Genomic DNA, 25,367 nt, shown 5'->3' on the forward strand with positions numbered 1-25,367 from the left:
ATAGCGGGTTTGTGTAAGGGTAGCACAGCAGACTCTGACTCTGTATGTGAGGGTTCGAATCCTTCACCCGCTGCCAAAAGAGATGCAACGTCGGTTGCATCTCTTTTTTTGTCCTGGAGGAGGATTCCGGGCGCTTGAAACGAAAATTGAGCTGGTTCGGCAAAAGGAGGCGGAGACTCACAAGAGTCTCCGCCTCGGTGATTTTCGCTATGATGAAGTTGCCCGTCCGGTCATCAGTTGCCGGGATAGAGGGGGTACTTCTCGGTGATGGAAGCCACGGCGTCCCGGATGGACTGGGCCTTGGCCTCGAAGTCGGTGGCCGCCTGCCAGATCAGCTGGCCGATGAGGGTCATATCCTCTTCCTTCAGGCCGCGGGTGGTGGCGGCGGGAGTGCCGATGCGCACGCCGCTGGTGACGAAGGGCTTCTCGGGGTCGTTGGGGATGGCATTCTTGTTGACGGTGATATGTACCTCGTCCAGACGGTGCTCCATCTCCTTGCCGGTGACGCCGGCCTTGCGCAGATCGACCAGCATCATGTGGTTGTCCGTACCGCCGGAGACCAGATCAAAGCCCTCCTTCATCAGAGAGGCCGCCAGCGCCTTGGCGTTTTTGATCACCTGCTCCTGATAGGCCTTGAACTCGGGCTTGAGGGCCTCGCCCAGGGCCACGGCCTTGGCCGCGATGATGTGCTCCAGAGGGCCGCCCTGGCTGCCGGGGAAGATGCCGGAGTCGATCTTCTTGGCCAGCTCCTCCTTGCACAGGATCATGCCGCCGCGGGGACCGCGCAGGGTCTTGTGGGTGGTGGTGGTGACCACGTCAGCATAGGGCACGGGGTTGGGATGCAGACCGGTGGCCACCAGGCCGGCCACGTGGGCCATGTCCACGAAGAGATAGGCGCCCACCTCATGGGCGATGTCGGCAAAGGCCGCGTAGTCGATGAAGCGGGGATAGGCGGAGGCGCCGGCAATGATCATCTTGGGATGATGCTTGCGGGCCATGTCCCGGACGTTGTCGTAGTCGATGAATCCCTCTTCATTCAGGCCGTAAGAGACCATGTTATAGTTCTTGCCGGAGAAATTGACCGGGCTGCCATGGGTCAGATGTCCGCCGTTGGCTAGATCCATACCCAGCACGGTGTCGCCCACGTTGCACAGCGCCTGATACACGGCATAGTTGGCGTTGGCGCCGCTGTGAGGCTGGACATTGGCATGGTCCGCGCCGAAGAGCTTACAGGCACGATCCCGGGCCAGATTCTCCACCACGTCCACGCACTGGCACCCGCCATAGTAACGCTTGCTGGGATAACCCTCCGCGTACTTGTTGGTCAGCACGGAACCGGCCGCGGCGAGCACCGTCTCGCTGACAAAGTTTTCAGATGCGATCAGCTCGATATTCCGGCGCTGACGGTCAAACTCGTGTTTGATCGCCTCACCCACCTCAGGATCCTGCGCGAGGATAAAGTCCATCATGTCCTTGACCATTTTGATTCCTCCCATGGCATTATACTAAACAGTATAGTTTTTGGGTACTCTATGTTGATTATAGCTGAGCTTGTCCCAAATTACAACCATGATTTGTAAATAATGTCTCGTTTTTTTTCATCCCCCATGTTATAATGGCACAATCAAAGAACCGGTGCTCCATCTGCCGCAAGCACCTTGACCGGTATATGAGGTGATCCCCTTGAAATCCCAAGACGATATTCTGGCCATTGTGGCCGCGCTGAAAAGCGCCTATCCGGAGGCCATCTGCTCTCTGGACTATCAGAAAGATTATGAGCTGCTCTTCTCCACCCGCCTGGCCGCACAGTGTACGGACGAGCGGGTCAATCAGGTCACGCCCACGCTGTTTTCCCGGTTTCCCACGCTGGAGGCCCTGGCCCAGGCCGATGTGAGCGAGGTGGAGGAGATCATCCACTCCACCGGCTTTTTCCGGGCAAAGGCCCGGGACATCGTGGCCGCCTCCCAGATGCTGCTGGAGGTCTATGGCGGAAAGGTGCCCTCCACCATGGAGGAGCTGCTGAAGCTCCCCGGGGTGGGGCGGAAGACCGCCAATCTGATCCTGGGCGACATCTTCCACGCCCCCGGCGCCGTGGTGGCCGACACGCACTGCATCCGCATTTCGGGCCGCCTGGGGCTGACCGACGGCACCAAGGAGCCCCCCAAGGTGGAGCAGCAGCTGCGCGCCCAGCTCCCGCCCGAGGAATCCAATGACTTCTGCCACCGCCTGGTGCTCCACGGACGGGCCGTGTGTATGGCCCGCAAGCCGGACTGCGCCAACTGTACCCTGCGGCCCTGGTGTGATTTTTACCAGCCCCAGGACTGAACCATCCAGAAAAGGAGGAGCATACCATGCTTCCGATCGGTACTCTAGCCCCTGATTTCACCCTTCCCGATCAGGACGGGAACCTTGTGACCCTCTCCCAGTTCCGGGGAAAGAAAGTGGCCCTCTACTTCTACCCGCGGGACAATACCCCCGGCTGCACCCGGCAGGCCTGCGCCTTTGGGGAAGCCTGGAGCGCTTTCCAGGACCACAATACCGTCGTCCTGGGGATCAGCAAGGACAGCACAGCCTCCCACGCGAAATTTGCCCAGAAATACGCCCTGCCTTTTCCCATTCTCTCCGACCCGGAGCTGATTGCCATTCAGGCCTATGATGTCTGGAAGGAGAAAAAGCTCTACGGAAAAGTCAGCATGGGCGTGGTGCGCTCCAGCTATCTCATCGACGAGAACGGCGTGATCCTGGACGCCCGGGAAAAAGTGAAGCCCGACACCAATGCAGCCGATCTGCTGGCCCGGCTGGAGGAGGGTTAAGGTACATTTGTGCCCGCCTTCGAAACATTCCAAGCAGGTCCTGTCCCCTGACAAAGGGACGGGACCTGCTTTTTTGTGCCTTTGGTGTGCCACAAGGGCACGCACCTGCATAGGATGTCAGGGGGAATTCCCCAGAAGGAGGCCGCAACCCATGGGTATTACCAATTCCAACAAAGTCATCAATCAGGACCGGATCGACTGTGACGGTTCTCTCCGCGTCACGCTGGCCATCACCGCCGCGCCGGATATCATCTCGAATCCCACCGACATCGTCCTGGTACTGGACCGCTCCGGCAGCATGGCCGGGGCGCCCCTCTCCGCCATGAAAATAGGCGCAAAGACCTTTATTGATATTATTGACGAGGCCACCGACAGCAGCAAGGACGGACAGATCGGCTCCGGCAGCCGGATGGGCGTGGTGAGCTTTTCCAGCACGGCAGTGGCCGACACACAGCTCATCACCTCGGTGGATGCGCTCAAAAATGCCGTAGACGGACTGAGCGCCGGCGGAAGCACCAACCACGCAGACGCCTTCACCAAGGCCATGGAGCTCTTTGAGCCCGCCTCCAGCAATGCCAAGGTGATCGTCCTCTTCACCGACGGCAACACCACCGCCGGTGCGCCGCCCGCCCCGGTGGCCGCCGCCGCCCGGGCCCAGGGGATCACCATTTACTGCATCGGTCTCATCGGGTCGGACGGACTGGATATCGATGCGCTGAACAACTGGGCCACCGATCCGGACACCTCCCACGTGGCGGTGACCCCGGATCTGGCCGACCTGGAGGAACTGTTTGCAGAGCTGGCCGCCAACATCTCCAAGGCGGGGGCCACCAACATCCAGATCAAGGAGATGGTCACCCCTGATTTTGTCATCACCAGCATTTTGCCCCCCGCCAAAGGCATGGCAGAGCAGCTGGATGACCACACCCTGCGCTGGAAGATCCAGGAACTGGGCGTGACGCTCAGCGAGAGCGCCGTGCTGGAATTTTTCGTCCGCCATGTGGGGCAGGAGCCGGGGATCAAGCTGGTCAACGAGTCCATCACCTATTCCGACAATGAGGGGAACGTGGTCACCTTCCCCGAGCCCAAGGTAGAGGTGGACTGTGATGTGGTGGTCCATCCGGAGGAGTGCCCCGTACCCATCCAGTTCACGGTGGAGGGCTGTGAGGATTCCCTGCTGGTGGATCTGGGCGACACGTATCTGGAATCCCAGGGCCGGATCATCCAAGTGGACGCAACGGTCAAACAGGTCTTCCCCCATACCCGGGTAGCCCTGGCCGTGATCCTCACTGAAGTGGACACGGACGGCATGGAGTACCAGCGCGGCATGAAGGCCGTGACCCTCCCGGCCCATGATTTCCCGGGCTGCCGGGACATTCAGGTCAAGTGCATCAAGTTTGTGGTGCCGGAGGATCTGAGCGTATCGGGCGGTTCCCTGTGCAGCCCCCGCAATTTCAAAGCGCGCCTGATCGCCCACAGCATCGACACCGATTATCGCTGCTGTGAGGCGGTTATTTCCCCCTGATCTATTTCACTGAAGTCGGATGGAAAACGGGCGGCCGGGACACCATCGTGTCCCGGCCGCCCGTAGTGTTTATTTTTCCCGGATGAGCTTGTCCAGCTCGTCCATAAAGGAACTGATGTCTTTGAATTCCCGGTAGACCGAGGCAAAGCGGACATAGGCCACCTCGTCCACCCCGCGCAGGCGCTCCATCACCATCTCGCCGATGTGGGTGGAGGAGACCTCCCGGTCCAGCGCGTTCTGGAGGGTCTGCTCGATCTCGTTGGCAATGGCCTCCAGAGTATCAAAGGAGACCGGGCGCTTCTCGCAGGCCCGGAGCATCCCGTTGAGGAGCTTGCTCTTATCAAAAGTCTGTCGGCTTCCATCCTTTTTGATCACGACCAGTGGAAGGCTCTCCATGGTCTCATAGGTGGTAAACCGTTTATGGCACACCAAGCACTCGCGGCGGCGGCGGATACTCGCACCCTCATCCGAGGGGCGCGAATCCACGACCTTGCTCTCCGGGTTGGCACAATACGGACATCTCATGGCGGAATCCCTCCCTGACGATACGCGGCGTTTTTGCTGAAATGTGGGGCTCTTCCCGAGAGCACCGTTTCACGTTACGTTATTATATCATGTCCTGCGTCAATTTTGTATCCTTTCTTTTTGCGGGAATGAAATCTTGCCGGAGCGGTTAAACTATGCTCGCCGAAAGGAAGGTGAATGTTATGCAGAACAACTATAACGACGAGATCCGCAAGGCCAACCGCAGCAGCCACAGCAAGTCCTCTTCCTCCAGCGCCCAGAGCAAAAAGCAGGGCCCCACCGCGGAGAACAAGAAGAGTTCTTCCAAGAGCGGCCCTGAGACCAGCTCCTCCTGCTGAGATCCGTTGATCTGACCGGAGCTCCGGCGCAATCCCAGCACGGTTGAGTGCGTGAGAACAGCCCGGAAGGGCGTGCCGTTTCCGCGGCAGTCCCTGCCCGTCCGGGCTGTTCTCGGGGTACTTACGGCCTCCCGCAGCAGCTTTTTTGCCGGGAGGAAAAATTTTGTCAAAAAAGGCTTGACTTTTCTGAAATATCGGCTATAATATTTTTTGTTGTTCCGACACGGAACGGATATAGCGGGTTTGTGTAAGGGTAGCACAGCAGACTCTGACTCTGTATGTGAGGGTTCGAATCCTTCACCCGCTGCCAAAAAGAGATGCAACGAATGTTGCATCTCTTTTTTTGTTTCCAGACCGACTTTGCCTCTGTGGGGCGTCCGGTCGCCCACCGGAAAATGTAGTTGAAAAGTGTTGGAAACATGGTATGATGAGAGTACAAAATCAGCCCGCGCTCAGACAGGACGGGCAGGAAAGCGAGGCTTTGGAATATGGGATTCGGTATGGGATTTGACCTGATGTTCGGACTTGTTCCCATCCTGGTTATGATCATCTTTGGCATCGTACTGGTGATGTTTGTGGTAGGTGCGGTACGGGGCGTCTCCCAGTGGAACAAAAACAATCACAGCCCCCGCCTGACGGTGAACGCCGCGGTGGTGGCCAAGCGCGGCCATATCACCCGCCATCACCATGCCGATCACAACGGCATCGGGCACACCCACACCAGCACGACCTATTATGTCACGTTTGAGGTGGAGAGCGGCGACCGCATGGAGCTGCAGGTCCCCAGTCATGAGTACGGCATGCTGGTGGAAGGGGACCGGGGGACACTGACCTTCCAGGGCACCCGCTACCTGGGCTTTGTCCGGCAGTAAGGGGGGAGCGCGTATGAGTTACCGTCCCCTGGCCGACGAGATCCGCCCCACCACGCTGGATGAAGTGGTGGGGCAGAGCCATATTTTGGGGCAGAACGGCCTGCTCCGCCGGATCATTGAGAGCGGCAGCATTCCCAATCTGATCTTCTACGGGCCCTCGGGCACCGGCAAGACCACGGTGGCCAATCTGATCGCCAAGCGGACCAACCGGCCCCTTCACCGGCTCAACGCCACCACGGCCTCCATTTCCGACATCAAGGACATCATCGCCGACATCGGCACCATGCTGGCCCCCGACGGGGTGCTGCTCTATCTGGACGAGATCCAGTATTTCAACAAGAAGCAGCAGCAGAGCCTGCTGGAGTTCATGGAGAACGGCAAGATCACCCTCATCGCCTCCACCACGGAAAATCCCTATTTCTACGTGTACAACGCGGTGCTCTCCCGCTCCACGGTCTTTGAGTTCAAGCCGCTGGAGGGGTCCGACGTGGTGCCCGCCATCCTGCGGGGCCTGGAGTACATGGCCCGGCGGAGCGAGATCCCCCTCACCTGGGAGGACGGAGTGGTGGAACACATCGCTCAGGCCTGCGGCGGGGATGTGCGCAAGGCCATGAACGCGGTGGAGCTGCTCTCCGGTGCGGCCCGTGTCACAGAGGAGGGGCGGCGCATCACCCTGGAGGACGCCCGCATGGCGGCCCAGCGCTCCGCCATGCGGTATGACCGGGCGGGAGACGACCACTATGACATCCTCTCCGCCCTTCAGAAGTCCATCCGGGGCTCGGACCCGGACGCGGCCTGTCACTACCTGGCCCGCCTGCTGGTGGCGGGAGATCTGGTGTCGGCCTGCCGGAGGCTCATGGTCATTGCCTGCGAGGATGTGGGACTGGCCTATCCCCAGATCATCCCCATCGTCAAGGCCTGCGTGGACGCGGCCAATATGCTGGGGCTGCCCGAGGCCCGCATCCCCCTGGGGGACGCGGCGGTCCTCATGGCCACCGCGCCCAAGTCCAACACCGGGCACATCGCCCTGGACCTGGCCATGGCCGACGTGCGGGCGGGGAAGACCGGGGACTATCCCCGCCACCTCCAGAACCGGCATGCCGACTCGGCCGGCCTGGAGCGGGAGCAGGGGTATCTCTATCCCCACGACTTTCCCCACCACTGGGTGGAGCAGCAGTACCTTCCCGACGCCCTGGTGGGAACGCGGTACTACACCTACGGCGAGAACAAGACCGAGCAGGCCGCCCGGCGGTACTGGGAGGAGATCAAGGGCAAGGGCGGCTCCCGCTGAGGGGCCTTACAGCACCAGGGTGCCGTTTTCGTCCTCCAGCAGGAGGAGGATGCGCTCCTGCTCCCCGGTCTGAGCATTGACATAGAGGATATAGTGCTGTCCCTTTTCATTGCGGCATTTGAACTCGTGACAGAGGACCTCGTTCTCTCCCTGGGTGGGGATGAGGGCCAGCTGCTGGCTGAGGACTTCCAGCCCCTGGGTGACCTGACTGCGGGCCTCTTCGGCCGATACGGCCGGGGCGGAGAAGGTCCGGCTCTGGTGGCTCATGAGATAGTTGCGGCTCTCCAGACCCACGATGCCGCCGTTATCCAGCGCCACCGATACCTTGACCAGATCGGGGTAACAGAGCACATTCCCCTCCTTGCCCGCAAAATTGATGGTGAGGATGTTGCCCTGGTCGATGAAATAGGTCTCGGCCATGTCCGGATAGCCCAGCTTCTTCAGGAAGGCCTGGGCCCGCTCCACCGCCTGCTCCCGGGTGAGCTGAGCGGGCCCCACCGGGCGAGAATGGAGGATCTCCAGAAGCTGTCCGCCCTGTTTGGTGACCTCCACATAGAGCTCGCCCCCGTCCACCTGGGCGGAGAAGCCCCAGCTGGGGAGAACGCCCGCTCCGTCGGAGACGGGGGTGAAGAGCTGCGGCTCCTGCCCCAGCCACCCGGCCGCGGCGGAGCGGGCATCCTCCCGGCTCACCTGGGGCTGTCCCTCCAGCATACGGGGAGTCCGGTCGGCCAGATGGTCGGAGAAGGGACCGTCGTAGATCAGGGTGGGAAGCTCGGAGCACTCCTGCTCGATCTCCTGGAAGGAGGAGCCGGCGGTGGTCTGATCTCCAGTCTGTGTGGCCTGGGAGAGCCGCTCCTGGACCTGGGCCAGGTCCTCCAGACGCATGGTACCGGAAAAGAGGTCGCTCTCCAGAGACTGGAGGGTCTGACACAGAGCCGAGGAGCGCTGGGCCAGGGCAGCGAGGGTGGAGCGCTGCTCCTCACTCAGCCCCTGGGAGGAGGCGCGGGAGAGGGACATGGTGTAGTCGCCCGTCTTGGCCAGGAAGGTGGCGGTCTCCTCCAGTTCCACATTTCCGTAGGGCAGGGAGCCCAGGGCGGTCTGGGCGGCCAGGGCGCTGCGGAAGGCCTCGGTGCACAGGGAGGAGAAGAGCTGAGGAGAGGTGGCATAGATGCCCTTTTGCAGCGCGGTATCCAGCTGGGAGACCGAGGTGCTCAGCTCTGCAAAGGCATATTCATAGGTCTTGTTGAGCAGGTACTGGTACTGTGCGGCGCGGACCTGACCCTGAATGGCAAAGCCGCCCAGTACGGCCAGCCCCGCAGTGAGAAAGGTTGCGGCCCGGACTTTTCCACGGGTGGAAGTGGGAATGAGCTTCATCATAAACGCCCCTTTTCGGATGCTCTCAGGCATTGGATTGTGCTTAGTGTGCGTCCGAAAAGCGGAATTATTGCATGGTAAATATCAGAGAATGACGGGAAGCAAAGCGAATATTGGACGTGGGATCCGGACAAAAGGGACCTGCGCAGAGAAGATGGGAGGGTGTGTATATGGTTCACATTTTGGGATTGTGCGCCAGCCCGCGGCGGGAGGGCGCCACGGACTATGCCCTGCGCATGGCGCTGGAGGGGGCACAGGGCGTATCGGAAGAGATCGAGACTTCCATGGTGACCCTGGCGGGGAAGCGCATCGCGCCCTGCACCGACTGCAAGGCCTGTATCCGCAGCCATTCCTGATGCGTGATCCCGGATGACATGCGGACTTTGGTGGAGCAGCTGGACCGGGCGGACGGCATCCTGGTGGCCTCGCCGGTCTACTGCATGGGGCCAACGCCCCAGCTGAGCGCCTTTTGTTCCCGCCTGCGGGCCATCCGGGACTGCTTCCCGGGGCTGCTGCGGGGCAAATTCCTGGCAGCCCTGGCGGTGGGCGGCACCCGCAACGGCGGGCAGGAGACCACGGTGGCTGCCATCCACAATCTCTTCGGCATCCGGGGCATGAACCTGGTCACCAACGAGCCCCGGGAGTACATGGGAGAGGACGTTTTTTATGCTTCGGGCGTGAGGAGCAGGGCGGCCAGGGCCTGGGGGGTATCGGCGATGCAGGAGGTGCCGTGGGCGTACAGGAAGGCGCTGTCCCGGAAACCCCAGGAGACCGAGATACAGGCCGTGCCGGCGTTGCGGGCGGTCTCAATGTCCACGTCGGAGTCTCCCACGTAGACCGCGCGGTCGGCCGGGACATCCAGCGCGCGCAGCGCGGCAAAGACGGTGTCGGGGGCGGGCTTTTTCCGCACAGAGGGGGACTCGCCCAGTGCCACCGGCACGCGGGGACCGAAATAGTCCCGGCAGAGCTCTTTGACCGCGGCGTCAAATTTGTTGGATACCACCGCCACGGCGATCCCCGCCTGCTGGAGCGCGTCCAACAGGGGCAGAATGCCGGAATAGGGGGCGGTCTGGTCCCGCATATGGACCAGATAGTGGGCCCGGAAGCGCTCCAGACAGCGCGCCTCCTCCTCCGGGGCGGTCCCGGCGGGGACCGCCCGGTGGATCAGCTTGGCCACGCCGTTTCCCACAAAGGCCCGGACCTCGTCCAGGGTGCGGGTCGGGTAACCGCAGGCGGTGAGGGCGGCATTCACCGCGGCGGCCAGATCGTCCAGGGTGTTGAGCAGGGTGCCGTCCAGATCAAAGATCACGGCGTCATAGCGCATGAAAATCACTCGTTTCTTCCTTGGTGATAGAGTCCGTCCCATGGGAGACCGACCTCTCTTATCATACCCCAGCGGCGGTTGGGATGCAAGCTCAGGCGAGCAGCTGCCGGGCCAGAAAGAAGCCGAGGGCTCCGCAGCCGGGGAAGGTGAGCAGCCAGGTCAGGGCAATGGAGAGGGCGGTCCCCGGGCGGGCCCGTCCTCCGTGGGCCGTTCCGGCCCCCAGAATGGCCGAGGTCTTGGTGTGGGTGGTGGAGACCGGCAGACCCAGCAGGGTACACACCAGCAGGGCGCATCCGCCGCCCAGATCGGCGGAGAGCCCGGCGGCGGGGGAGAGGACCACCAGCTCCCGGCCGATCTTGTCGATGATGCGCCGTCCGCCCAGCAGAGTGCCCAGGGCCATAAACAGGGCGCACACCGCCATCAGCCACAGGGGGACCGAGAGGGCGCCCAAGGTCCACCGGCCCTGGGAGAGGGCGGCTCCCAGCAGAAAGACCCCCAGGAATTTCTGCCCGTCCTGGGCCCCGTGGAGAAAGGCCATGGCCGCCGCGCCTGCCGTCTGAAGGGAGCGGCACCGGCGGGGGGAGAGGGGGAGGCGCTGGAGAAGCCCACTCGCCCGCCGGCCCAGCAGAAACCCCAGGAGGACCGAGAGGAGAAGGCCCAGGCCCACCTTGCCCCAGGCCTCCGGCCGCAGGTTCTTCCACCCGCCCGGCAGGGAGAGGGCCGCACCGGCCAGACCGGAGAGCAGGGCGTGGCTTTCGCTGGTGGGAATGCCGAAGCGCCAGGCCAGCGTGGCCCAGAGGACCACCGCCAGCAGCGCGGCGCACAGGGCGGTGCAGGCGATGGTGGGATCGCCGCCGAAATCGGCGGCCTCGCAGACGGTCTGCGCCACGGCGGGCATGCACAGGGAGGTGGCCGCCACACCGGCCAGGTTGCACCCGGCGGCCAGCAGGACGGCCCGGCGGAAGGAGAGGGCGCCCGAGGCCACGGCGGTGGCGATGGCGTTGGGCGCGTCGGTCCAGCCGTTGACCAGCAGGACGGCCAGGAGCAGGAGACTGACCAGGGCCAGCGTGGGATTTCCACGGGCCTGGGCGAGGAAGTCGGAACAGGATATGGACAAAAGATCACCCCCACCGTATTGTACGGCAGGGGTGGGGCGAATAGCACGGAAAGAAAGCGGCACGTCTCAGAAAAGCCCGATGCTCTCCAGAATGCGCTCCACCTCCCGGGCCCGGTTGGACCAGGAGCCGATCTGTCCGTAGGAGCGCCGCCGGTCCCGGGCCCAGGAGCCGCGCTCGGCCAGGGCGCTGGTGCACAATTGGGAGAACTCCGCGCTGGTGTGGGCGCCGTAGATGACGTCCGGGAACTGCTCCACCTGTCCGGGCTGGAGCATGGAGACCACCGGCTTTCCGGTGGCGAAGTATTCAAAGATGCGGGGCGGCAGGATGTCCCCGTCCATGGAGCCGGTGCGCAGGAGATTGAGACACACGTCAAACCGGTTCAGGTATTCGGGCAGTTCCACCAGCGGCTTGCGGCCCAGAAAGCGCACGTTGGGCAGCCGCTCCAGCGCGCGCAGGTGGGGATTGCGCTCCACCCGGCCCACCAGCACAAAGGTGGCGGCGGGGTGCTCCCGGGCGGCGCGGAGGAGGGGCTCCAGGTCCAGATCCCGCCAGATGGTGCCCTCATAGCCCAGGACCGGGCCGGAGATGTCCCGCAGAGCGGGCGGAGTCTCCAGGTCCTCCCGGGCAAACATGGTGTAGTTGGCCCCGTTTGGGAGAAGGGCCACGTTGTCGTTGCAGGGGCCGATGTGGTCGCACAGCTCCGGAGAGGCGGCAAAGACCACGTCGGCCGCCAGGGCCAGCTCGCTCTCCCACTGGTCGGGGAGGGAGGACCAGTCCCGGCCGCAGTCGTAGACCAGTCCCTGACGGGGCAGGCCGTCCAGCAGGTGGACGGCGGTGGGGATGGCGCACCAGAGCACCGGGTCCTGGACCCGGTGGCGGAGCATGGCTTTTTCCACATAGCGGGCCAGCTTGCGCTGCCCCAGGCGGAAGAGCAGGGGATGCTCCCCCTCCCCGTCCAGAACGGGCGGGAGGGAGTAGACCAGAAGGCCGGGCCGGACCCGGCGGGCGGGCTTCTTCCAGGGACATCCCTTCCGGCGGGCGGGCGGCTCAAAGTAGAGGATATGGACATCCTTCAGCCGGGTCATGAGCTGCTGGGTCCGGGCGGGCACGCTGCTCCAGGGGGTGTCGGAGAGACAGACCAGGTGCTTCACGGGCGCTCGCCCTCCTCCTCGGGGGCGGGGAGGCCCAGCAGGCGGCGGGCGGTGGCCGAATTGCGGTGCTCCACCTGGCGCAGACGGTCCACGCCCTCGGTGAGGAAGTCGTGGTCGTCGATGCGAGCGCAGGCGGTGTCGATGTGGGCGGTGAGCCGCTCCAGGGTCAGCTCGCCCAGGTCGGTGTAGAGGTCCTGTCCAATATAGGAGAGGAAGGAGCTGATCTTCTGGTCATAGACCACGCCCACCAGGGGGACCCCCTGGCTGGCGGAAAAGACCAGAGCGTGCAGGCGCATGGAGACCACGACCTTCATCCGGGCAAAGAGGCCGATGGTGTGGGCGGAGCTGCCGGTATTCTCAATGATATGGAAGGGGGCGGTCATGGAGGCGGTGGCCTGCCGGATGGCGCCCAGGTCCAGCCGGCGCTCAATGGGGAGGAAGACCGGCGTCAGGCCGTATTTCCGGTAGGCATAGTCGGCGGCGGCGGCAAAGATCTCCGCCTTTTCCTTAAAGCCGGGCCAGGGACGCAGGGTGAAGCCGATATAGGAGCCGTTGGGGTCCAGGCCCTCCCGCTCCAGAATGCCGTCCACCACCTGGGGCGCGGCGGCGGGGAGAATCACGGTGGGGTCGGCGGAGAGGATGATCTCCGGATGGTCCACGCCCATGCGCTTGAGCTCCTCCCGGGAGTGGGTGTCCCGCAGGGTGATGGCGTCCACCCGCTTCTGGAGCACCTTGGCCGCCAGGCGGCGGTTGGACTCGGAGCGGATGGGGCCGATGCCGCAGCCGTACATGAGCACCCGGTTGCCCAAAATCTTGCCCGCCGAGATGGTAAAGAGGTAGAACCACAGGGAGCGGTGGCTGGTCACATCCTGCATCAGGGAGCCGCCGCCGTTGATGTAGAGGTGGGTCTTGGTCATCCGCCGCAGGAAGCGGGGGAAATTAAAGGTATAGATGGAGTTGACCCGGTAGGTGAGCCGGGTGCTGTCCGGATTGCGGGACAGGACCCAGATGGGAAGGTCGGGGTCCAGCTCCCGCAGCTCGGCCACGATGGCCTCCAGGATGGCGTCGTCTCCCGCGTTGCCCCGGCCGTAGGCCCCGCAGACCAGCACGCCGTCCCGCTGGCCGCCTTTCCGGCTGTGGCGGCGGAGAATGGTCTCGTAGATGTGGAGCTGGCGCTGGAGAGTGGACTCCAGAGAAAAATCCTCCTTGGCCTTCTGGTAGAGCCGGCGGCCCAGGTGGGCGCGCAGGGTGGCGTCCTGGGCGAGGGCGGTGAGCTGGCGGGCCAGACCGTCCGGGTCCCCGGCCTCGAAGAGCAGACCGGTCACGCCGTCCTCGATGAGGTAGGGCACGCCGCCCACCCGGCTGGCCACGGTGGGCAGTCCCGCCCGGGCCCCCTCGGTGAGGGCGTAGGGGAAGGTCTCCGACAGGGAGGTGAGGGTATTGATGTCGATGGCGTTATAGAAGCTGTCGGTGTCCGAGATCCAGCCGGCAAAGCAGACCTGCCGCTCCACGCCCAGCTCCCGGGCCAGGCCCTCCAGCATGGCGCGCTCCTCTCCGTCGCCGGCGATGAGCAGGCGCAGGTTGGGGCAGTGCTCATAGGCCTTGGCAAAGCCGCGGATCAGGGTGGCCACATCCTTCACCGGATTGAGTCGGGCGGCGATGCCGGCGATGACGCAGGAGTCGTCCGCCTCCAGACCCACCGAGCGCAGATAGGCCTGCCGGTCCATGGCGGGGTGGCGGGGGGAGAAGTCCAGGCCGTTGTAGATGGTAAAGAGCCGGTCCGGGTCAAAGCCCCGGGAGATGAGCAGGTCCGTCATGGCGTCGGAGACGCCGATCCGGTAATCCAGCAGGCGCAGGGCCACGGTGTTGGTGGTCCCGTAGACCAGCCGGGCGGCGGGGCGGCCCAGATAGTCCAGCCGGTAGTCGGAGTGGACGGTGCTCACCACCGGAAGTCCGGTGGAGCGGCGCAGGAGGGCGCCCATCATGTTGCCCCGGGCGCCGTGGCAGTGGATGATCTGGTAGCCGCCGTCCAGGATAAACTGCCGGAGCTTCCGGTAGGTGGAGAGCAGGTTCCGCCCGGAAAAGATGACGGTATGGATGCCCAGCTCCCGGGCCTCCTGGGCAAAGGGACCGTCCATAAAACAGACCATGGTCACGTCGATGGTCTGGGAGAGATTCTGAAGCAGGGAGTGCACATGGGTCTTGGCGCCGCCGCTGTCGCCGCCGCTGATGAGGTGGATGACTTTCATGGGATGAGACCCTCCAGGTGAAAAAAGACTTGTTCCCATACTGGGAATATGCTACAATATAAAAAGCTCCACTGTGAGTCCGGAGGCTTCCGGACACAGGGACAGTCCTATTTTACACCATAAACCGGTCAATTTACAACCTCGGAGGCTGCAAAAGATGTTAGACGAAAAAGGCAGACTGTTTGGAAAGATCAACATTGTGGACCTGCTGGTCCTGATCCTGGTGGTATTGCTTGCCGCGGTAGTGGGTCTGAAGCTGCTGGGCAAGGGCGGCGTGCTCCCCGGCGCGGAGGGCGGCGCGGCTACCCTGACCTATACGGTCCAGGTCAACAACGTATACCCGGAGGTATATGACTCCATCGTGGAGTATGTGGAGCAGGAGGGCGGCGATCAGCTCATGGCCTCCGGCACCAAGCTCAACGGCTATGTGACCGATGTGGTGGCCAAGCCCCACGACAACAGCACCACCATCAACTCCGCCACTGGCGCGCTGACGCTGCCTCTGGCGGATAACCTGCTGGACCTGACCTTTACGGTGACCGTGCATGTGGCCAACAGCGCCACCAACGAAGTGGGCACCCAGGAGGTCCGCATCGGCAAGGCCCATACGCTCAAGACCACGCACTTTGAATTTGCCAACGGCATCATCACTAACTGCCAGTGGGACGAGGCGGCCTGATCGCAAGAGACAGAACGAGAGCAGGACGGGAGCGTTCCCGTCCTGCTTTTTTATCATTCGGAATCAGAAAAGGAGATAGCTATGCTTACGTGGCTCCTGGCGCTGGACGGCGCGATCCTCCTCTGGATCCAGGATTGGGTCCGCAATCCGATCCTGAACGCGTTTTTCTCCGTTTTCACCCATCTGGGGGACGCGGGCATGCTGTGGATCGCGCTGGCACTGGTCTTTGCGTGTATCCCCAGGACCCGGAGAGCGGGACTCTGTGCGCTGACGGCCCTTCTGCTGGGCCTGCTGTGCACCAATGTGGTGCTCAAGCACCTGGTGGAACGCACCCGGCCCTGGCTGGTGGTGGAGGGGCTGGTCCCTCTGATCGCAGAGGGAGACCCCAATTCCTTCCCGTCGGGGCACACCACAGCGGCCTTTGCCGCGGGCGTGGTGTGGTGGAAGAGCCTGCCCTGGCCCTGGGCAAGGGCAGGTGCGCTGGTGCTGGCGGTGCTGATGGGCTGCTCCCGCCTGTATGTGGGGGTCCATTTCCCCAGTGACGTGCTGGCCGGCGCCGTGGTGGGCACCCTGTGCGCCCTGTGTGCCATGGCCCTGTGGCGGCGCGTGGCAGACCGGAGAAGAAACCGCATCTGAAAAAAGCGGGTACGATTTTAAGATCGTACCCGCTTTTCTGTCCCTTCGCATATAAAAAAACCCCACAGGCAGAGCCTGTGGGGGGGCCCGCAGAAGCCGTGTGGACTCCTTTAAAACCTGCACGTAATTGGCAGGTGGGTTGTCTCCACAGCGCTTCCTTGCTTCCAACTTCCAGTGACCCACAAAGGGGGCCGGGAGGCCTGCAATCCACGCCGTGAGGGCGACATCCCGTTTCAGAGATGTGGGTTTAAATAAAGCCCATCACGCACCCCGCAGGAAAAATTCAGAAAAAATTCAGAATTGGTAAGGCGGAGGTTATTCCTCTTCGTCCTCGAAGAGCTCCTGCATCACCAATTCATAGACGGCGTCCAGCTCTTCCTGGCTGTCCAGCGTGGCCAGCTGATCCTCGCCGTCCACGTTGATGACCTTGAGGATGACCAGACCGTCGTCCTCGCTCTCTTCCGGCTCTTCCGTGTCCTCATCGGCCTCGGTAACCGTCAAAAAGGCCATATAGAGCGTGCCTTCGTGCTCGATCGTCGTGCAGTATTCCAGTTCGAACTCATTGCCCTCCTCATCGGTCAGGGTAATGAACTCACCGCCAAATTCCTCGCTCATGGCTTCACCGCTTTCTATGGTTTGTGGTCCCCGGAGGGGGAGGCCGTACAAAACGCCAGAGCGATTTGCTGCCGTACCTATTGTAACCCGAAGCAGGATAAATTGCAAGATAGGAGTCCGCAAATTTTTTTCGAGATTCTAAAAATAGGAAATAAAGGGATAATATAGGGTGGACAACTGGCGCACCTATGCTATAATATTCGGGTACCTGTGACGAAGTCACCCATACCATGGCAGCCGGCCGCAGAATGCGGCGGGGCTGGCCGACCGATACCGGAGGTGTCACTTTGGCAAGAACAACGAATCCCAACGACGACCGGCGCGCGCGGGGGAGCGGAGGACATACGGCGCGAACCGTCCTCAAGGGGATCGGGACGCTGTTCCTGATCGGGCTCGTGACCTGTGCGTTCCTGGCCTGCTTTGCGGCGGTTTATATCACGACGGAGATCCTGCCCAACGCCCATGTGGATGCACAGGCCTATTCCACGGCGCTGGCCAGTACGATCTACTACACCGACAAGGAGACCGGACAGCCGGTGGAGCTTCAGTCCCTCTACGGGACGGAAAACCGGGTGTGGATCCCCTATGAGGAGATCCCGGAGGATCTGATCAACGCCACCATCGCCATTGAGGACCGGCGCTTTTACAAGCACAACGGCGTGGACTGGGTGCGTACCGCCCGGGCGGTGCTGAGCATGATGACCGGCGAGGACATCCAGGGCGGCTCCACCCTGACCCAGCAGCTGCTCAAAAATATGACCGACTATGACGACGTCACCGTCAAGCGCAAGATCCTGGAGATCTTCCGGGCGCTGGATTTTGAAAAGTACCACACCAAGGAAGAGATCCTGGAGCTCTATCTGAACTATATTTACCTGGGGCAGAAGTGCTACGGTGTGTCCACGGCCGCGGAGAACTATTTCGGCAAGGATGTGCGGGAGCTCTCCCTGGCCGAGTGCGCCAGCCTCATCAGCATTACCAACAACCCCTCCATGTATAACCCCTATCTGCATCCGGAAAACAATGCCAACCGGGCGCTGAACGTGCTCAACGCCATGCTGGAGCAGGAGAAGATCAGCCAGGCCGAGTACGATGAGGCGGCCGCCCAGGTCAAGGCCGGACTGAACTTCACCAAGGGGGAGGATGAGGAGAACGAAAATACCACTAATGTGCTCAGCTGGTATGCCGAGCAGGTGGTGCGGGATGTGATCGACGACCTGGTGGAAGAGGGCGGCTACTCGAGAGAAGTGGCCAGCAACATGGTTTACAGCGGCGGACTCAAGATCTACTCCTGCATCGATCCGGACGTCCAGGAGGTGGTGGATGAGGTCTACCTCAACCGGGACAACCTTCCCCAGACCTCTTCCCGGGGCGAGCAGCTGGAGTCGGCCATCGTGGTGCTGGATCACGACGGAGACGTGGTGGCCATGGCCGGCGCCATGGGCGAAAAAACGGCCAATCAGGTGCTGAATATGGCCACCATGAGCAAGCGGCAGCCGGGCTCCTCCATCAAGCCCCTCTCCGCCTACGCCCCGGCCATCGATCTGGGACTCATTACTCCCAACTCGGTCTTTGATGACACGCCGGTGATGGAGCTGAGCGGCTCTGCCTGGCCCTCCAACTCCTACGGCTACTACTGGGGCCGCGAGACGGTGAGCAAGGCGGTGGAGCAGTCGGCCAACACGGTCCCGGCCCGGGTGATCCAGGAAATGGGCATCGGACAGTCCATGGAGTACCTGGAAGACCACTTCCACATCAGCACGCTGGTCCACAGCGCGGAGAACAAGAAGAGCAACGACGAGGGCCTGGCCCAGCTCTCCCTGGGCGGTCTGACCGACGGCGCCCGGGTGATCGATATGGCTGCGGCCTACTCGGTCTTCCCCCGCAGCGGCGTGTACGTGGAGCCCCGCACCTACACCAAGGTGACCCGGGAGCAGGATGGCCAGGAAGTGGTCATTCTGGATAACACCCAGGAGGAAGAGAGTGCGGTCAAGTCCACCACGGCGTGGTATATCAACAGCATGCTCAAGAACGTCATCAAGAGCCCCAACGGGGTGGGGACCGGCCGGGAGGCCTACTTCAGCGGCATGACCATCGCCGGTAAGACGGGCTCCACCAACGACTACAAGGACCGCTGGTTCGTGGGCTACTCCCCCTATTATACGGCGGCCGTGTGGACCGGATACGCCCAGTATCCCGAGCGCATCAACAACGGCTCCACCAACCCGGCGGCCCAGATGTGGCGCAAGGTGATGGAGCCCATCCACCAGGGCCTGGAGAATAAGGACTTTGAGACGCCCGAGGGACTGGTGACCGTCAACATCTGTATCGACAGCGGCAAGCTGGCCGGTCCGAACTGTACGCTGGATCCCCGTGGGAACCGGGTGCAGGGCGCCTATTTCTTCAACGGCGACCAGCCCACCGAGCACTGTGACGTCCACACGCAGACCATTGAGGTCTGTAAGGACAGCCCCATCCTCAATTCCTCCGGAGAGAGCACCGGACTCTACCATGTGGCCGGAGAGTTCTGTCCCCGGGAGGGGAATGAGGCCGGGGTGGAACCCACGGTCGTCACCATCTCTCTGCCCAGCTTCGAGCGGGAGTCCTTCGGAAGAGGGGCCCGGGACGACGCCTACCGCCTGCAGAACGTACAGGCCCAGGGGACGTGCACCGTCCACACCCAGGAGCAGGAGAAGCCGACGGAATACGATCCGTCGACCTTCGATCCCATGGACCCCAGCACCTACCCGCCCGCGGACCTCTACCCGGATTTTGACCCCTATAACCCGGAGACGTGGCCGGTGGTGACACCGTCGCCCGAGCCCAGTACAGAGCCCACCGAGCCGGGCGGGGAGACGGAGGAGCCGGAAACCACACCCTCTCCGCCGCCCAGTGAAGAGGTGGCCCCTCCGGCAGACGCCCAGTAATAGAATAGCGCAACAAAAGCCCTCCGCGGCCCGGCTGCTTCAGCCGGAAGGCGGAGGGCGTCGTTATTTCCAGAGGTGGACCAGACCTCGGTCGTGGAGCTCCTTGAGCATGACGGCGGCCATGGGCAGGAAGATCATGCCCGCCGCCCCCCACAGGATAAAGCCGGTATACATGGCGAGCAGCGCGGCCAGAGGGGGGAGACCCGAGCCCTTTCCCACCAGCTTGGGCTCCAGGATGCTGCGGGTGAGAAAGAGTACGCCGTAGAGGAGGAGCAGTCCCAGCGCCAGGGAGGTCTGCCCCCGCAGCAGGGAGAGCAGCGCCCAGGGCAGCAGGACGATCCCCACGCCGAAGACCGGCAGGGCGTCCAGCAGTGCTGTGAAGCCGGCGGCCAGAATGGCCAGATCCACCCCCAGGAGCAGAAAGCCCGCCGTGAGCAGACACAGCGTGACCAGCATGAGACACCCCTGTGCCCGCAGCCAGCCGGTCATGGCATCCCGCACCGCACCCACCATATGCCGCAGGCGGGTGCGGAAGCGAGCCGGGACCTGACGCCAGAAGAACGCGTGCAGGCGGGACCGGTCGGCGCTGATGAGGCAGGTGGCCAGGGCGGTGGTAAAGAGAAAGAGACCCCACTGGGGCAGGGCGGAGGCCCCGTGGGCCAGCCAGGTCCCCAGCAGGCCCGAGGCATCCCCCAGCAGACGCATTCCCTGGTCCTCCAGCGCCTCCATCCCGCCCCGCAGGGTCTCCTGAAGGGGGATGGGGGCTGCGATGAGGAAGCGCTCCGCCCAGCGCCGGACCCCGCCCAGCCAGCCGGTAAAGGCCGAGAGGAGCTGGGGCGTCTTTTGGAGGAGCACGGCGCACTCCGTTCCCAGCCGCCACACCAGCAGGCCCAGGCCACCGGCCAGCAGAAGGAAGAAGACCAGGGTACACAGCGCCGCGGCCAGGAAGCGGGGGAGCCTTCCGCGCCGGGTGAGAAAGGCCACGGGCCCTTCCAGCAGGGCGGCGCAGAGGAGGGCCAGCAAAAAGGGCAGCAGGCAGGGAAGTACGATGGGCAGCAGAAACCAGAGTCCTCCCAGCACAAGGATGGCCTGTAAGACGCGGACAGGAATCAGGGGCGAAGGCGGCGGGGGCATGGGGGTCCTCCTTTCCAACGATGTGGTTATTTTGACGAAAAAGTGGGGATGATAGACTGTAAAACTGTTGGCTTTCACGCGAAATCGGCGGTTGATTGTCGCAGTTTACTGTGCTAAAATGATAACAATTCGATGAACAATTGCTTTTCGGAGAAGGACATTGAGGAGGGATTGACGTTGAGCAAGACACCGAATTATTTTATCGTGGAGGCCGGAGCGCTGCCGGAGATTTTCCTCAAGGTGGCGGAAGCCAAGCGCCTTCTGGAGACTGGCGAGGTGGATACTGTCAACGCCGCGACCCGCCGTGTGGGGATCAGCCGCAGTGCGTTTTATAAATATAAGGATGCGGTACGGCCCTTCAACGATATGCTCCACGGGCGTATCGTCACCTTCCAGATCCTGCTGAAGGATGAGCCGGGCGTACTCTCGGCAGTCCTCAATATCTTTGCCCAGAGCGGCGGGAATATTCTGACCATCAATCAGGGGATCCCGGTCAACGGCTGCGCGGCCGTGACCATCGGCGCGGAGACGTCGGGCCTGCAGCTCTCTCTGGAGGAGCTGCTGGCGCAGGCGCTCAACGTGGAGGGCGTGGTGCGCTGCGAGATTCTGGCCGGCTGAGCAGAGAGGAAGAGAACGAAATATGATACATGTGGCAATTCTGGGCTACGGCGTGGTGGGTTCCGGCGTGGCGGAGGTCCTGCACGAAAACGCCGGGGCTATCGGCCGCCGGGCGGAAGAGGAGATCGGCGTCAAATATATCCTGGTGCGCCGGGATTATCCGGACAGCCCCTTCCGGGACCGGATGGTCCGGGACTTTTCCCTGATTGAGCAGGATCCCCAGGTGGAAGTGGTGGTCGAGGTCATGGGCGGCACCGGCGCGGCCAAAGAGTACACGGAGCGGGCACTGCGGGCCGGGAAGAGCGTGGTGACCGCCAACAAGGAGCTGGTGGCCGAGCACGGGTATGAGCTGCTCCAGCTGGCCCGAGAGCACGGCGCGCGCTATCTCTTTGAGGCCAGCGTGGGTGGGGGCATCCCCATCATTCGGCCGCTGAGCCAGTGCCTGGCGGCCAATGAGATCGAGGAGATCACGGGCATCCTCAACGGGACCACCAACTATATCCTGACCCGGATGATCCGGGGCGGGCTCTCCTTTGAAGCGGCCCTGAAAGAGGCCCAGGACAATGGCTATGCCGAGGCAGATCCCACCGCCGACATCCAGGGCCATGACGCCTGCCGGAAGATCTGCATTCTCGCCTCCCTGGCCTTTGGACGGCATATCTACCCCCGGCAGGTCCCCACACAGGGGATCACAGAGCTGACCGGGGCCGACGTGGCCTATGCCGGGAGCGCCGGATACCGCTGGAAGCTGCTGGGCCGGGCCATCCGGCAGGCGGACGGGCGTCTGTGCATCTATGTGGCGCCCCACCTGGTGGAGGAGGAAAACCCGCTCTCCGGTGTGGAGGATGTGTTCAACGCCATCACCGTGAAGGGAAACGCGGTGGGCGATGTGATGTTCTACGGCCGTGGAGCCGGAAAGCGGCCCACCGCCTCCGCGGTGGTGGCCGACGTGATGGACGTGGCCAAACACCGGAAGGGCCCGGGAGAGCTGTCCTGGGCGCCCGGCGGCGAGGATACGGTGGCCCCGGCCGATGCGCTGGAGAGCCGCTGGTATGTCCGTCTGGCGGAGGCCGCCGCCCTCCCCGAAGGGGTGCAGGAGCTCACGCGTCCGGACGCCCCGGCAGGCGAGCGGGCCTTCCTCACCGGCGCCATGAGCGGCGCGCAGCTGCGGGAGAGCCTGTCCGGATTCGGACGGGTCGTTCTGGCTCAGCGGGTGCTGGACTGACGGCTCGGGGGAGCAGAACATAAGATAGTGAGAGGAAGGGGGCCGCTCCGGCCGCCGTTCCTTCCGAGCGGACAACGCTCCACTCTGAAGTTTTAGGGGGTACATAGATACCATGGGATTGATTGTACAGAAATTCGGCGGCTCCTCAGTCGCCGATGCGGATAAGATCCGCAATGTGGCGCGTATCATCACGGAGACCTACCGCCGGGGCCACAATGTGGTGGCCGTCCTCTCGGCCCAGGGGGACACCACCGACGACCTGATCGCCAAGGCGGCGGAGATCAACCCGAAGGCCTCCAAGCGGGAGATGGATATGCTCCTCTCCACCGGAGAGCAGATCTCCTGTTCCCTGTGCGCCATGGCCATTGAGGCCATGGGCTATCCGGTCGTCTCTCTGACCGGGTGGCAGGCCGGGATGAAGACCAACTCCGCTTACAGCAACGCCCGCATCAAGCGCATCGGGCCCGAGCGCATCCTGGCCGAGCTGGACCGCAGAAGCATCGTGATCGTCACCGGCTTCCAGGGCGTGAACAAGTACGACGACATCACCACACTGGGCCGGGGCGGGTCGGATACCTCTGCCGTGGCTCTGGCCGCCGCCCTCCATGCGGATCTGTGTCAGATCTACACCGACGTGGACGGTGTCTATACCGCCGATCCCCGCCGGGTCAAGGGCGCGCGCAAACTGGATGAGATCACCTATGACGAGATGCTGGAGCTGGCCAGCCTGGGCGCCCAGGTCCTCCACAACCGCTCGGTGGAAATGGCCAAGCGCTACAATGTCAATCTGGAGGTGCTCTCCAGCTTTTCCGGACAGCCTGGCACCAAAGTCAAGGAGGTTACTAAAAACATGGAAAAAGTATATGTCAGCGGCGTTGCCAAGGATACCGATATTGCCCGTGTGGCCATCATTGGCCTGGCCGATGAGCCGGGTATTGCCTTTAAGATCTTCTCCATGCTGGGGAAGGAAAATATCAACGTCGATATCATTCTCCAGTCCATCGGCCGTGACCAGACCAAGGATATCAGCTTCACCGTCGGCCATGGGGACATGGAGCGGGTCCGGGAGCTGCTGGAGGAGCGCAAGTCCGCCCTCCACTACGACCACGTGGACATCGTGGACACCGTGGCCAAGATCTCCATTGTGGGCGCCGGTATGGTAAACAACGCCGGCGTGGCCTCCCAGATGTTTGAGGCCCTGTACAGCGCGGGCGTCAACATCAACATGATCTCCACGTCCGAGATCAAGATCTCGGTGCTGGTGAACAAGAACGAGGCCGACCGGGCGGTCCAGGCGATCCACGACCGCTTCTTCTCCCAGTTCGGAAGCCACAACTAAATCGATACAGCAGAAAAAGAGCCCGGACGGCATAGCCGTCCGGGCTCTCAGCGTGTCGGAGCAATGTTTGGATACCTGTGACGATCACAGACAGCGGCGGTAGGTGCGGGTGATCTTCCGGAGGCGGGTGGACACGTCCGGGTTGAAGGCGGCCTCCCGCACCCGCCAGCTCCAGTTCTGGGGCCCCATGGTGCCGGGGGCGTTCATCCGGGCGTCGGAGCCCAGGCCCAGCAGGTCCTGCATGGGGACCATGGCCAGGCGGGAGGGAGAGGCCCAGGCCCCGCACACGGCCCCCCAGCCGAAGCCCTCGTCTCCCCGGAGGCGGAGGTAGTCGGAGGCATACTCCCGCTCGGCGGCGCTGGACTCCTCAAAGAGCCACTGGACAAAGGTGGGGGTGTCGTGGGTGCCGGTGTAGATGATGGAATTGGGCGGACAGTTGTGGGGCAGATAGGAGCTCTCCCCTACCGGATCAAAGGCGTAGATCAGGATCTTCATGCCGGGCAGGCCGCTCTGGGCGATAAAGGCCCGGACCTCGTCGTCCAGGTCGCCCAGGTCCTCGGCGATGAGATGGAGCCCGGGGATGGCCGAGAGGAGCTCCACCAGCTCCAGACCGGGGCCGGGCTCCCAGTGGCCGGCCTTGGCGGTGGACGCGTCCAGGGGAATGGACCAGTAGGTGTGGAAGGCGCGGAAGTGGTCGATGCGCACCACGTCGTAGAGCCGGGCCATCTGATCTCCCCGGCGGCGCCACCAGGCATAGCCGGTGGCGCGGTGATAGTCCCAGTCGTAGAGGGGATTGCCCCAGTGCTGGCCCTCGTCGCTGAAGGCATCCGGGGGCACGCCCGCCACGGCGGTTGGGTGGAAGTCCTCATCCAGCTGGAAGAGGGAGGGGTTGGCCCAGACCTCCGCCGAGTCGGGAGAGACGTAGATGGGCAGGTCGCCGATGATGGAGATCCCCCGCTCGTTGGCGTAGCGCTTGAGGGCGTCCCACTGGCGGAAAAAGAGGAATTGCAGGAACGCATGGTAGGAGATCTCTTCGGCCAGGGCCTCCCGCAGGGGGGCGAGGGCCTCGGGCTGGCGGGTACGCACTTCCCGGGGCCAGTCCTTCAGCTCGGCGCCGCCGAAATGGCCCCGCAGAGCCAGGAAGAAGGCAAAGTCGGGCAGCCAGTCGGCCTCCTCCTCCAGGAAGCGGTCCAGCTCCTGGGCATAGCGGGTCCGGCCCCGTTCCCACGCCTTGCGGAGCAGGGCAGGGCGGTTCATGTGGAGCCAGGGGTAATCCACCCGGTCGGGATTGGGATACTGGGATTCACTCAGCTCCTGGGCGGTGAGCAGGCCGTCCTGGGCCAGAGTCTCCAGATCCAGGAAAAAGGGGTTGCCCGCAAAGGAGGAGGGGGACATATAGGGGGAGTCCCCTCCACCGGGAGGGACCAGAGGGAGGATCTGCCAGTAATGCTGTCCGGCGTCACAGAGAAAATCCACAAAGCGGCGGGCCTTGGCCCCCAGGGTCCCGATACCGTAATCGCCGGGAAGGGCGGAGATGGGGAGCAGGATGCCGCTGGAGCGGTAAGTGAGCATCGTATGACCTCCAATCGTGCGGCCGGAGGGCCGCAGGTTCTG

The 25,367-nt window shown here is 63.1% G+C and carries 22 protein-coding genes, 2 tRNA genes, 1 other RNA gene and 1 pseudogene; 15 read left to right on the plus strand and 11 right to left on the minus strand.

Features of this window, described 5'->3' with window-relative positions:
* Nucleotides 1-2: 2 nt before the first annotated feature.
* Nucleotides 3-76 (plus strand) — tRNA-Gln (locus I2C21_RS07285).
* A 157-nt stretch (nt 77-233) separates the two neighbouring features.
* Here I2C21_RS07285 and glyA read toward each other — a convergent pair.
* Nucleotides 234-1,481, minus strand: coding sequence for a serine hydroxymethyltransferase (gene glyA, locus I2C21_RS07290; protein ID WP_101692682.1), 1,248 nt, complete (start codon nt 1,479-1,481; stop codon nt 234-236).
* 202 nt (nt 1,482-1,683) lie between these two features.
* On the opposite strand from glyA, the gene nth reads away from it, so the two are divergent.
* From nth to I2C21_RS07305, 3 genes are all read left to right on the plus strand, one after another.
* Nucleotides 1,684-2,325, plus strand: coding sequence for an endonuclease III (gene nth / locus I2C21_RS07295; protein ID WP_101692683.1), 642 nt, complete (start codon nt 1,684-1,686; stop codon nt 2,323-2,325).
* Between the two features lie 26 nt (nt 2,326-2,351).
* Nucleotides 2,352-2,813, plus strand: a complete 462-nt coding sequence (locus I2C21_RS07300; protein WP_195278886.1) for a peroxiredoxin — start codon at nt 2,352-2,354, stop codon at nt 2,811-2,813.
* 151 nt (nt 2,814-2,964) lie between these two features.
* Nucleotides 2,965-4,338, plus strand: coding sequence for a vWA domain-containing protein (locus I2C21_RS07305; RefSeq protein WP_195278887.1), 1,374 nt, complete (start codon nt 2,965-2,967; stop codon nt 4,336-4,338).
* 69 nt (nt 4,339-4,407) lie between these two features.
* Here the strand turns inward: I2C21_RS07305 and nrdR are convergent, their stop codons facing one another.
* Nucleotides 4,408-4,863 carry a transcriptional regulator NrdR gene (gene nrdR / locus I2C21_RS07310; protein ID WP_101692686.1) on the minus strand — a complete coding sequence of 152 codons (456 nt, stop codon included), beginning with the start codon at nt 4,861-4,863 and terminating at the stop codon, nt 4,408-4,410.
* 182 nt (nt 4,864-5,045) lie between these two features.
* Here nrdR and I2C21_RS07315 point away from each other — a divergent pair, with 182 nt between their 5' ends.
* From I2C21_RS07315 to I2C21_RS07330, 4 genes are all read left to right on the plus strand, one after another.
* On the plus strand, nt 5,046-5,201 hold the full coding sequence (locus I2C21_RS07315; protein ID WP_193538100.1) for a hypothetical protein: 156 nt from the start codon (nt 5,046-5,048) through the stop codon (nt 5,199-5,201).
* A 236-nt stretch (nt 5,202-5,437) separates the two neighbouring features.
* Nucleotides 5,438-5,511: transfer RNA gene (locus I2C21_RS07320), tRNA-Gln, on the plus strand.
* Between the two features lie 190 nt (nt 5,512-5,701).
* Nucleotides 5,702-6,073 carry a DUF2500 domain-containing protein gene (locus I2C21_RS07325; RefSeq protein ID WP_195278888.1) on the plus strand — a complete coding sequence of 124 codons (372 nt, stop codon included), beginning with the start codon at nt 5,702-5,704 and terminating at the stop codon, nt 6,071-6,073.
* A gap of 13 nt (nt 6,074-6,086) precedes the next feature.
* Nucleotides 6,087-7,364 (plus strand): replication-associated recombination protein A, encoded by a 1,278-nt coding sequence (locus tag I2C21_RS07330; RefSeq protein ID WP_195278889.1) that lies wholly within the window; start codon nt 6,087-6,089, stop codon nt 7,362-7,364.
* Nucleotides 7,365-7,370: 6 nt separating this feature from the next.
* Here the strand turns inward: I2C21_RS07330 and ypeB are convergent, their stop codons facing one another.
* On the minus strand, nt 7,371-8,741 hold the full coding sequence (gene ypeB, locus I2C21_RS07335; RefSeq protein WP_286167227.1) for a germination protein YpeB: 1,371 nt from the start codon (nt 8,739-8,741) through the stop codon (nt 7,371-7,373).
* 167 nt (nt 8,742-8,908) lie between these two features.
* Between ypeB and I2C21_RS17540 the strand changes: the two are divergent.
* Nucleotides 8,909-9,352, plus strand: a pseudogene (locus tag I2C21_RS17540) (flavodoxin family protein); the annotation flags it as partial.
* Between the two features lie 50 nt (nt 9,353-9,402).
* On the opposite strand, the gene I2C21_RS07345 reads toward I2C21_RS17540, so the two are convergent.
* The 4 genes from I2C21_RS07345 to csaB form a co-directional block, all read right to left on the minus strand.
* Complete coding sequence (locus I2C21_RS07345) at nt 9,403-10,062, minus strand: HAD family hydrolase (RefSeq protein ID WP_195278987.1); 660 nt, start codon at nt 10,060-10,062, stop codon at nt 9,403-9,405.
* 91 nt (nt 10,063-10,153) lie between these two features.
* Nucleotides 10,154-11,179, minus strand: a complete 1,026-nt coding sequence (locus tag I2C21_RS07350; protein ID WP_195278891.1) for an inorganic phosphate transporter — start codon at nt 11,177-11,179, stop codon at nt 10,154-10,156.
* 66 nt (nt 11,180-11,245) lie between these two features.
* Nucleotides 11,246-12,331: a glycosyltransferase family protein gene (locus I2C21_RS07355; protein WP_328821070.1), complete on the minus strand. Its 1,086-nt coding sequence runs from the start codon at nt 12,329-12,331 to the stop codon at nt 11,246-11,248.
* Nucleotides 12,328-14,580 carry a polysaccharide pyruvyl transferase CsaB gene (gene csaB, locus I2C21_RS07360; protein WP_195278892.1) on the minus strand — a complete coding sequence of 751 codons (2,253 nt, stop codon included), beginning with the start codon at nt 14,578-14,580 and terminating at the stop codon, nt 12,328-12,330. Before csaB ends, I2C21_RS07355 begins: the two co-directional genes overlap by 4 nt.
* A 157-nt stretch (nt 14,581-14,737) precedes the next feature.
* Between csaB and I2C21_RS07365 the strand changes: the two genes are divergently transcribed.
* Both I2C21_RS07365 and I2C21_RS07370 read left to right on the plus strand, forming a co-directional pair.
* The gene (locus tag I2C21_RS07365; protein ID WP_101692691.1) at nt 14,738-15,259 is read left to right on the plus strand and encodes a DUF4330 family protein; all 522 of its coding nucleotides are present in this window, start codon (nt 14,738-14,740) and stop codon (nt 15,257-15,259) included.
* 81 nt (nt 15,260-15,340) lie between these two features.
* On the plus strand, nt 15,341-15,895 hold the full coding sequence (locus I2C21_RS07370) for a phosphatase PAP2 family protein (RefSeq protein ID WP_101692692.1): 555 nt from the start codon (nt 15,341-15,343) through the stop codon (nt 15,893-15,895).
* A gap of 80 nt (nt 15,896-15,975) precedes the next feature.
* Here the strand turns inward: I2C21_RS07370 and ssrS are convergent.
* Together ssrS and I2C21_RS07380 are read right to left on the minus strand one after the other, a co-directional pair.
* Nucleotides 15,976-16,177, minus strand: a non-coding RNA gene (ssrS, locus tag I2C21_RS07375) — 6S RNA.
* Between the two features lie 33 nt (nt 16,178-16,210).
* Nucleotides 16,211-16,510 carry a DUF1292 domain-containing protein gene (locus I2C21_RS07380; RefSeq protein WP_195278893.1) on the minus strand — a complete coding sequence of 100 codons (300 nt, stop codon included), beginning with the start codon at nt 16,508-16,510 and terminating at the stop codon, nt 16,211-16,213.
* Between the two features lie 287 nt (nt 16,511-16,797).
* Here I2C21_RS07380 and I2C21_RS07385 point away from each other — a divergent pair, with 287 nt between their 5' ends.
* Entirely contained in the window at nt 16,798-19,437 is a 2,640-nt protein-coding gene (locus tag I2C21_RS07385) for a transglycosylase domain-containing protein (RefSeq protein WP_193538091.1), read from the plus strand.
* 63 nt (nt 19,438-19,500) lie between these two features.
* Here I2C21_RS07385 and ytvI read toward each other — a convergent pair whose 3' ends face one another.
* Nucleotides 19,501-20,571 (minus strand): sporulation integral membrane protein YtvI, encoded by a 1,071-nt coding sequence (gene ytvI, locus I2C21_RS07390; protein WP_195278894.1) that lies wholly within the window; start codon nt 20,569-20,571, stop codon nt 19,501-19,503.
* Nucleotides 20,572-20,748: 177 nt separating this feature from the next.
* On the opposite strand from ytvI, the gene I2C21_RS07395 reads away from it, so the two are divergent.
* The 3 genes from I2C21_RS07395 (at nt 20,749) to I2C21_RS07405 (ending at nt 23,753) form a co-directional block, all read left to right on the plus strand.
* Entirely contained in the window at nt 20,749-21,189 is a 441-nt protein-coding gene (locus I2C21_RS07395) for an ACT domain-containing protein (RefSeq protein WP_101692696.1), read from the plus strand.
* A gap of 22 nt (nt 21,190-21,211) precedes the next feature.
* On the plus strand, nt 21,212-22,414 hold the full coding sequence (locus I2C21_RS07400; RefSeq protein WP_193538089.1) for a homoserine dehydrogenase: 1,203 nt from the start codon (nt 21,212-21,214) through the stop codon (nt 22,412-22,414).
* Nucleotides 22,415-22,526: 112 nt separating this feature from the next.
* Entirely contained in the window at nt 22,527-23,753 is a 1,227-nt protein-coding gene (locus I2C21_RS07405; protein ID WP_101692698.1) for an aspartate kinase, read from the plus strand.
* A gap of 84 nt (nt 23,754-23,837) precedes the next feature.
* Here the strand turns inward: I2C21_RS07405 and malQ are convergent, their stop codons facing one another.
* Entirely contained in the window at nt 23,838-25,325 is a 1,488-nt protein-coding gene (gene malQ, locus I2C21_RS07410) for a 4-alpha-glucanotransferase (protein WP_195278895.1), read from the minus strand.
* Nucleotides 25,326-25,367: the final 42 nt, after the last annotated feature.

The sequence above is a fragment of the Clostridium sp. J1101437_171009_A5 genome (assembly GCF_015547905.1).
Lineage (GTDB): Bacteria > Bacillota > Clostridia > Oscillospirales > Oscillospiraceae > Pseudoflavonifractor_A > Pseudoflavonifractor_A gallinarum.

Coding starts and splice junctions, on each gene's coding strand:
- glyA (WP_101692682.1), bottom strand. CDS start 1,481: ATGGTCAAGGACATGATGGACTTTATCCTCGCGCAGGATCCTGAGGTG.
- I2C21_RS07300 (WP_195278886.1), top strand. CDS start 2,352: ATGCTTCCGATCGGTACTCTAGCCCCTGATTTCACCCTTCCCGATCAG.
- I2C21_RS07305 (WP_195278887.1), top strand. CDS start 2,965: ATGGGTATTACCAATTCCAACAAAGTCATCAATCAGGACCGGATCGAC.
- nrdR (WP_101692686.1), bottom strand. CDS start 4,863: ATGAGATGTCCGTATTGTGCCAACCCGGAGAGCAAGGTCGTGGATTCG.
- I2C21_RS07315 (WP_193538100.1), top strand. CDS start 5,046: ATGCAGAACAACTATAACGACGAGATCCGCAAGGCCAACCGCAGCAGC.
- I2C21_RS07325 (WP_195278888.1), top strand. CDS start 5,702: ATGGGATTTGACCTGATGTTCGGACTTGTTCCCATCCTGGTTATGATC.
- I2C21_RS07330 (WP_195278889.1), top strand. CDS start 6,087: ATGAGTTACCGTCCCCTGGCCGACGAGATCCGCCCCACCACGCTGGAT.
- ypeB (WP_286167227.1), bottom strand. CDS start 8,741: ATGATGAAGCTCATTCCCACTTCCACCCGTGGAAAAGTCCGGGCCGCA.
- I2C21_RS07345 (WP_195278987.1), bottom strand. CDS start 10,062: ATGCGCTATGACGCCGTGATCTTTGATCTGGACGGCACCCTGCTCAAC.
- csaB (WP_195278892.1), bottom strand. CDS start 14,580: ATGAAAGTCATCCACCTCATCAGCGGCGGCGACAGCGGCGGCGCCAAG.
- I2C21_RS07365 (WP_101692691.1), top strand. CDS start 14,738: ATGTTAGACGAAAAAGGCAGACTGTTTGGAAAGATCAACATTGTGGAC.
- I2C21_RS07370 (WP_101692692.1), top strand. CDS start 15,341: ATGCTTACGTGGCTCCTGGCGCTGGACGGCGCGATCCTCCTCTGGATC.
- I2C21_RS07380 (WP_195278893.1), bottom strand. CDS start 16,510: ATGAGCGAGGAATTTGGCGGTGAGTTCATTACCCTGACCGATGAGGAG.
- ytvI (WP_195278894.1), bottom strand. CDS start 20,571: ATGCCCCCGCCGCCTTCGCCCCTGATTCCTGTCCGCGTCTTACAGGCC.
- I2C21_RS07400 (WP_193538089.1), top strand. CDS start 21,212: ATGATACATGTGGCAATTCTGGGCTACGGCGTGGTGGGTTCCGGCGTG.
- I2C21_RS07405 (WP_101692698.1), top strand. CDS start 22,527: ATGGGATTGATTGTACAGAAATTCGGCGGCTCCTCAGTCGCCGATGCG.
- malQ (WP_195278895.1), bottom strand. CDS start 25,325: ATGCTCACTTACCGCTCCAGCGGCATCCTGCTCCCCATCTCCGCCCTT.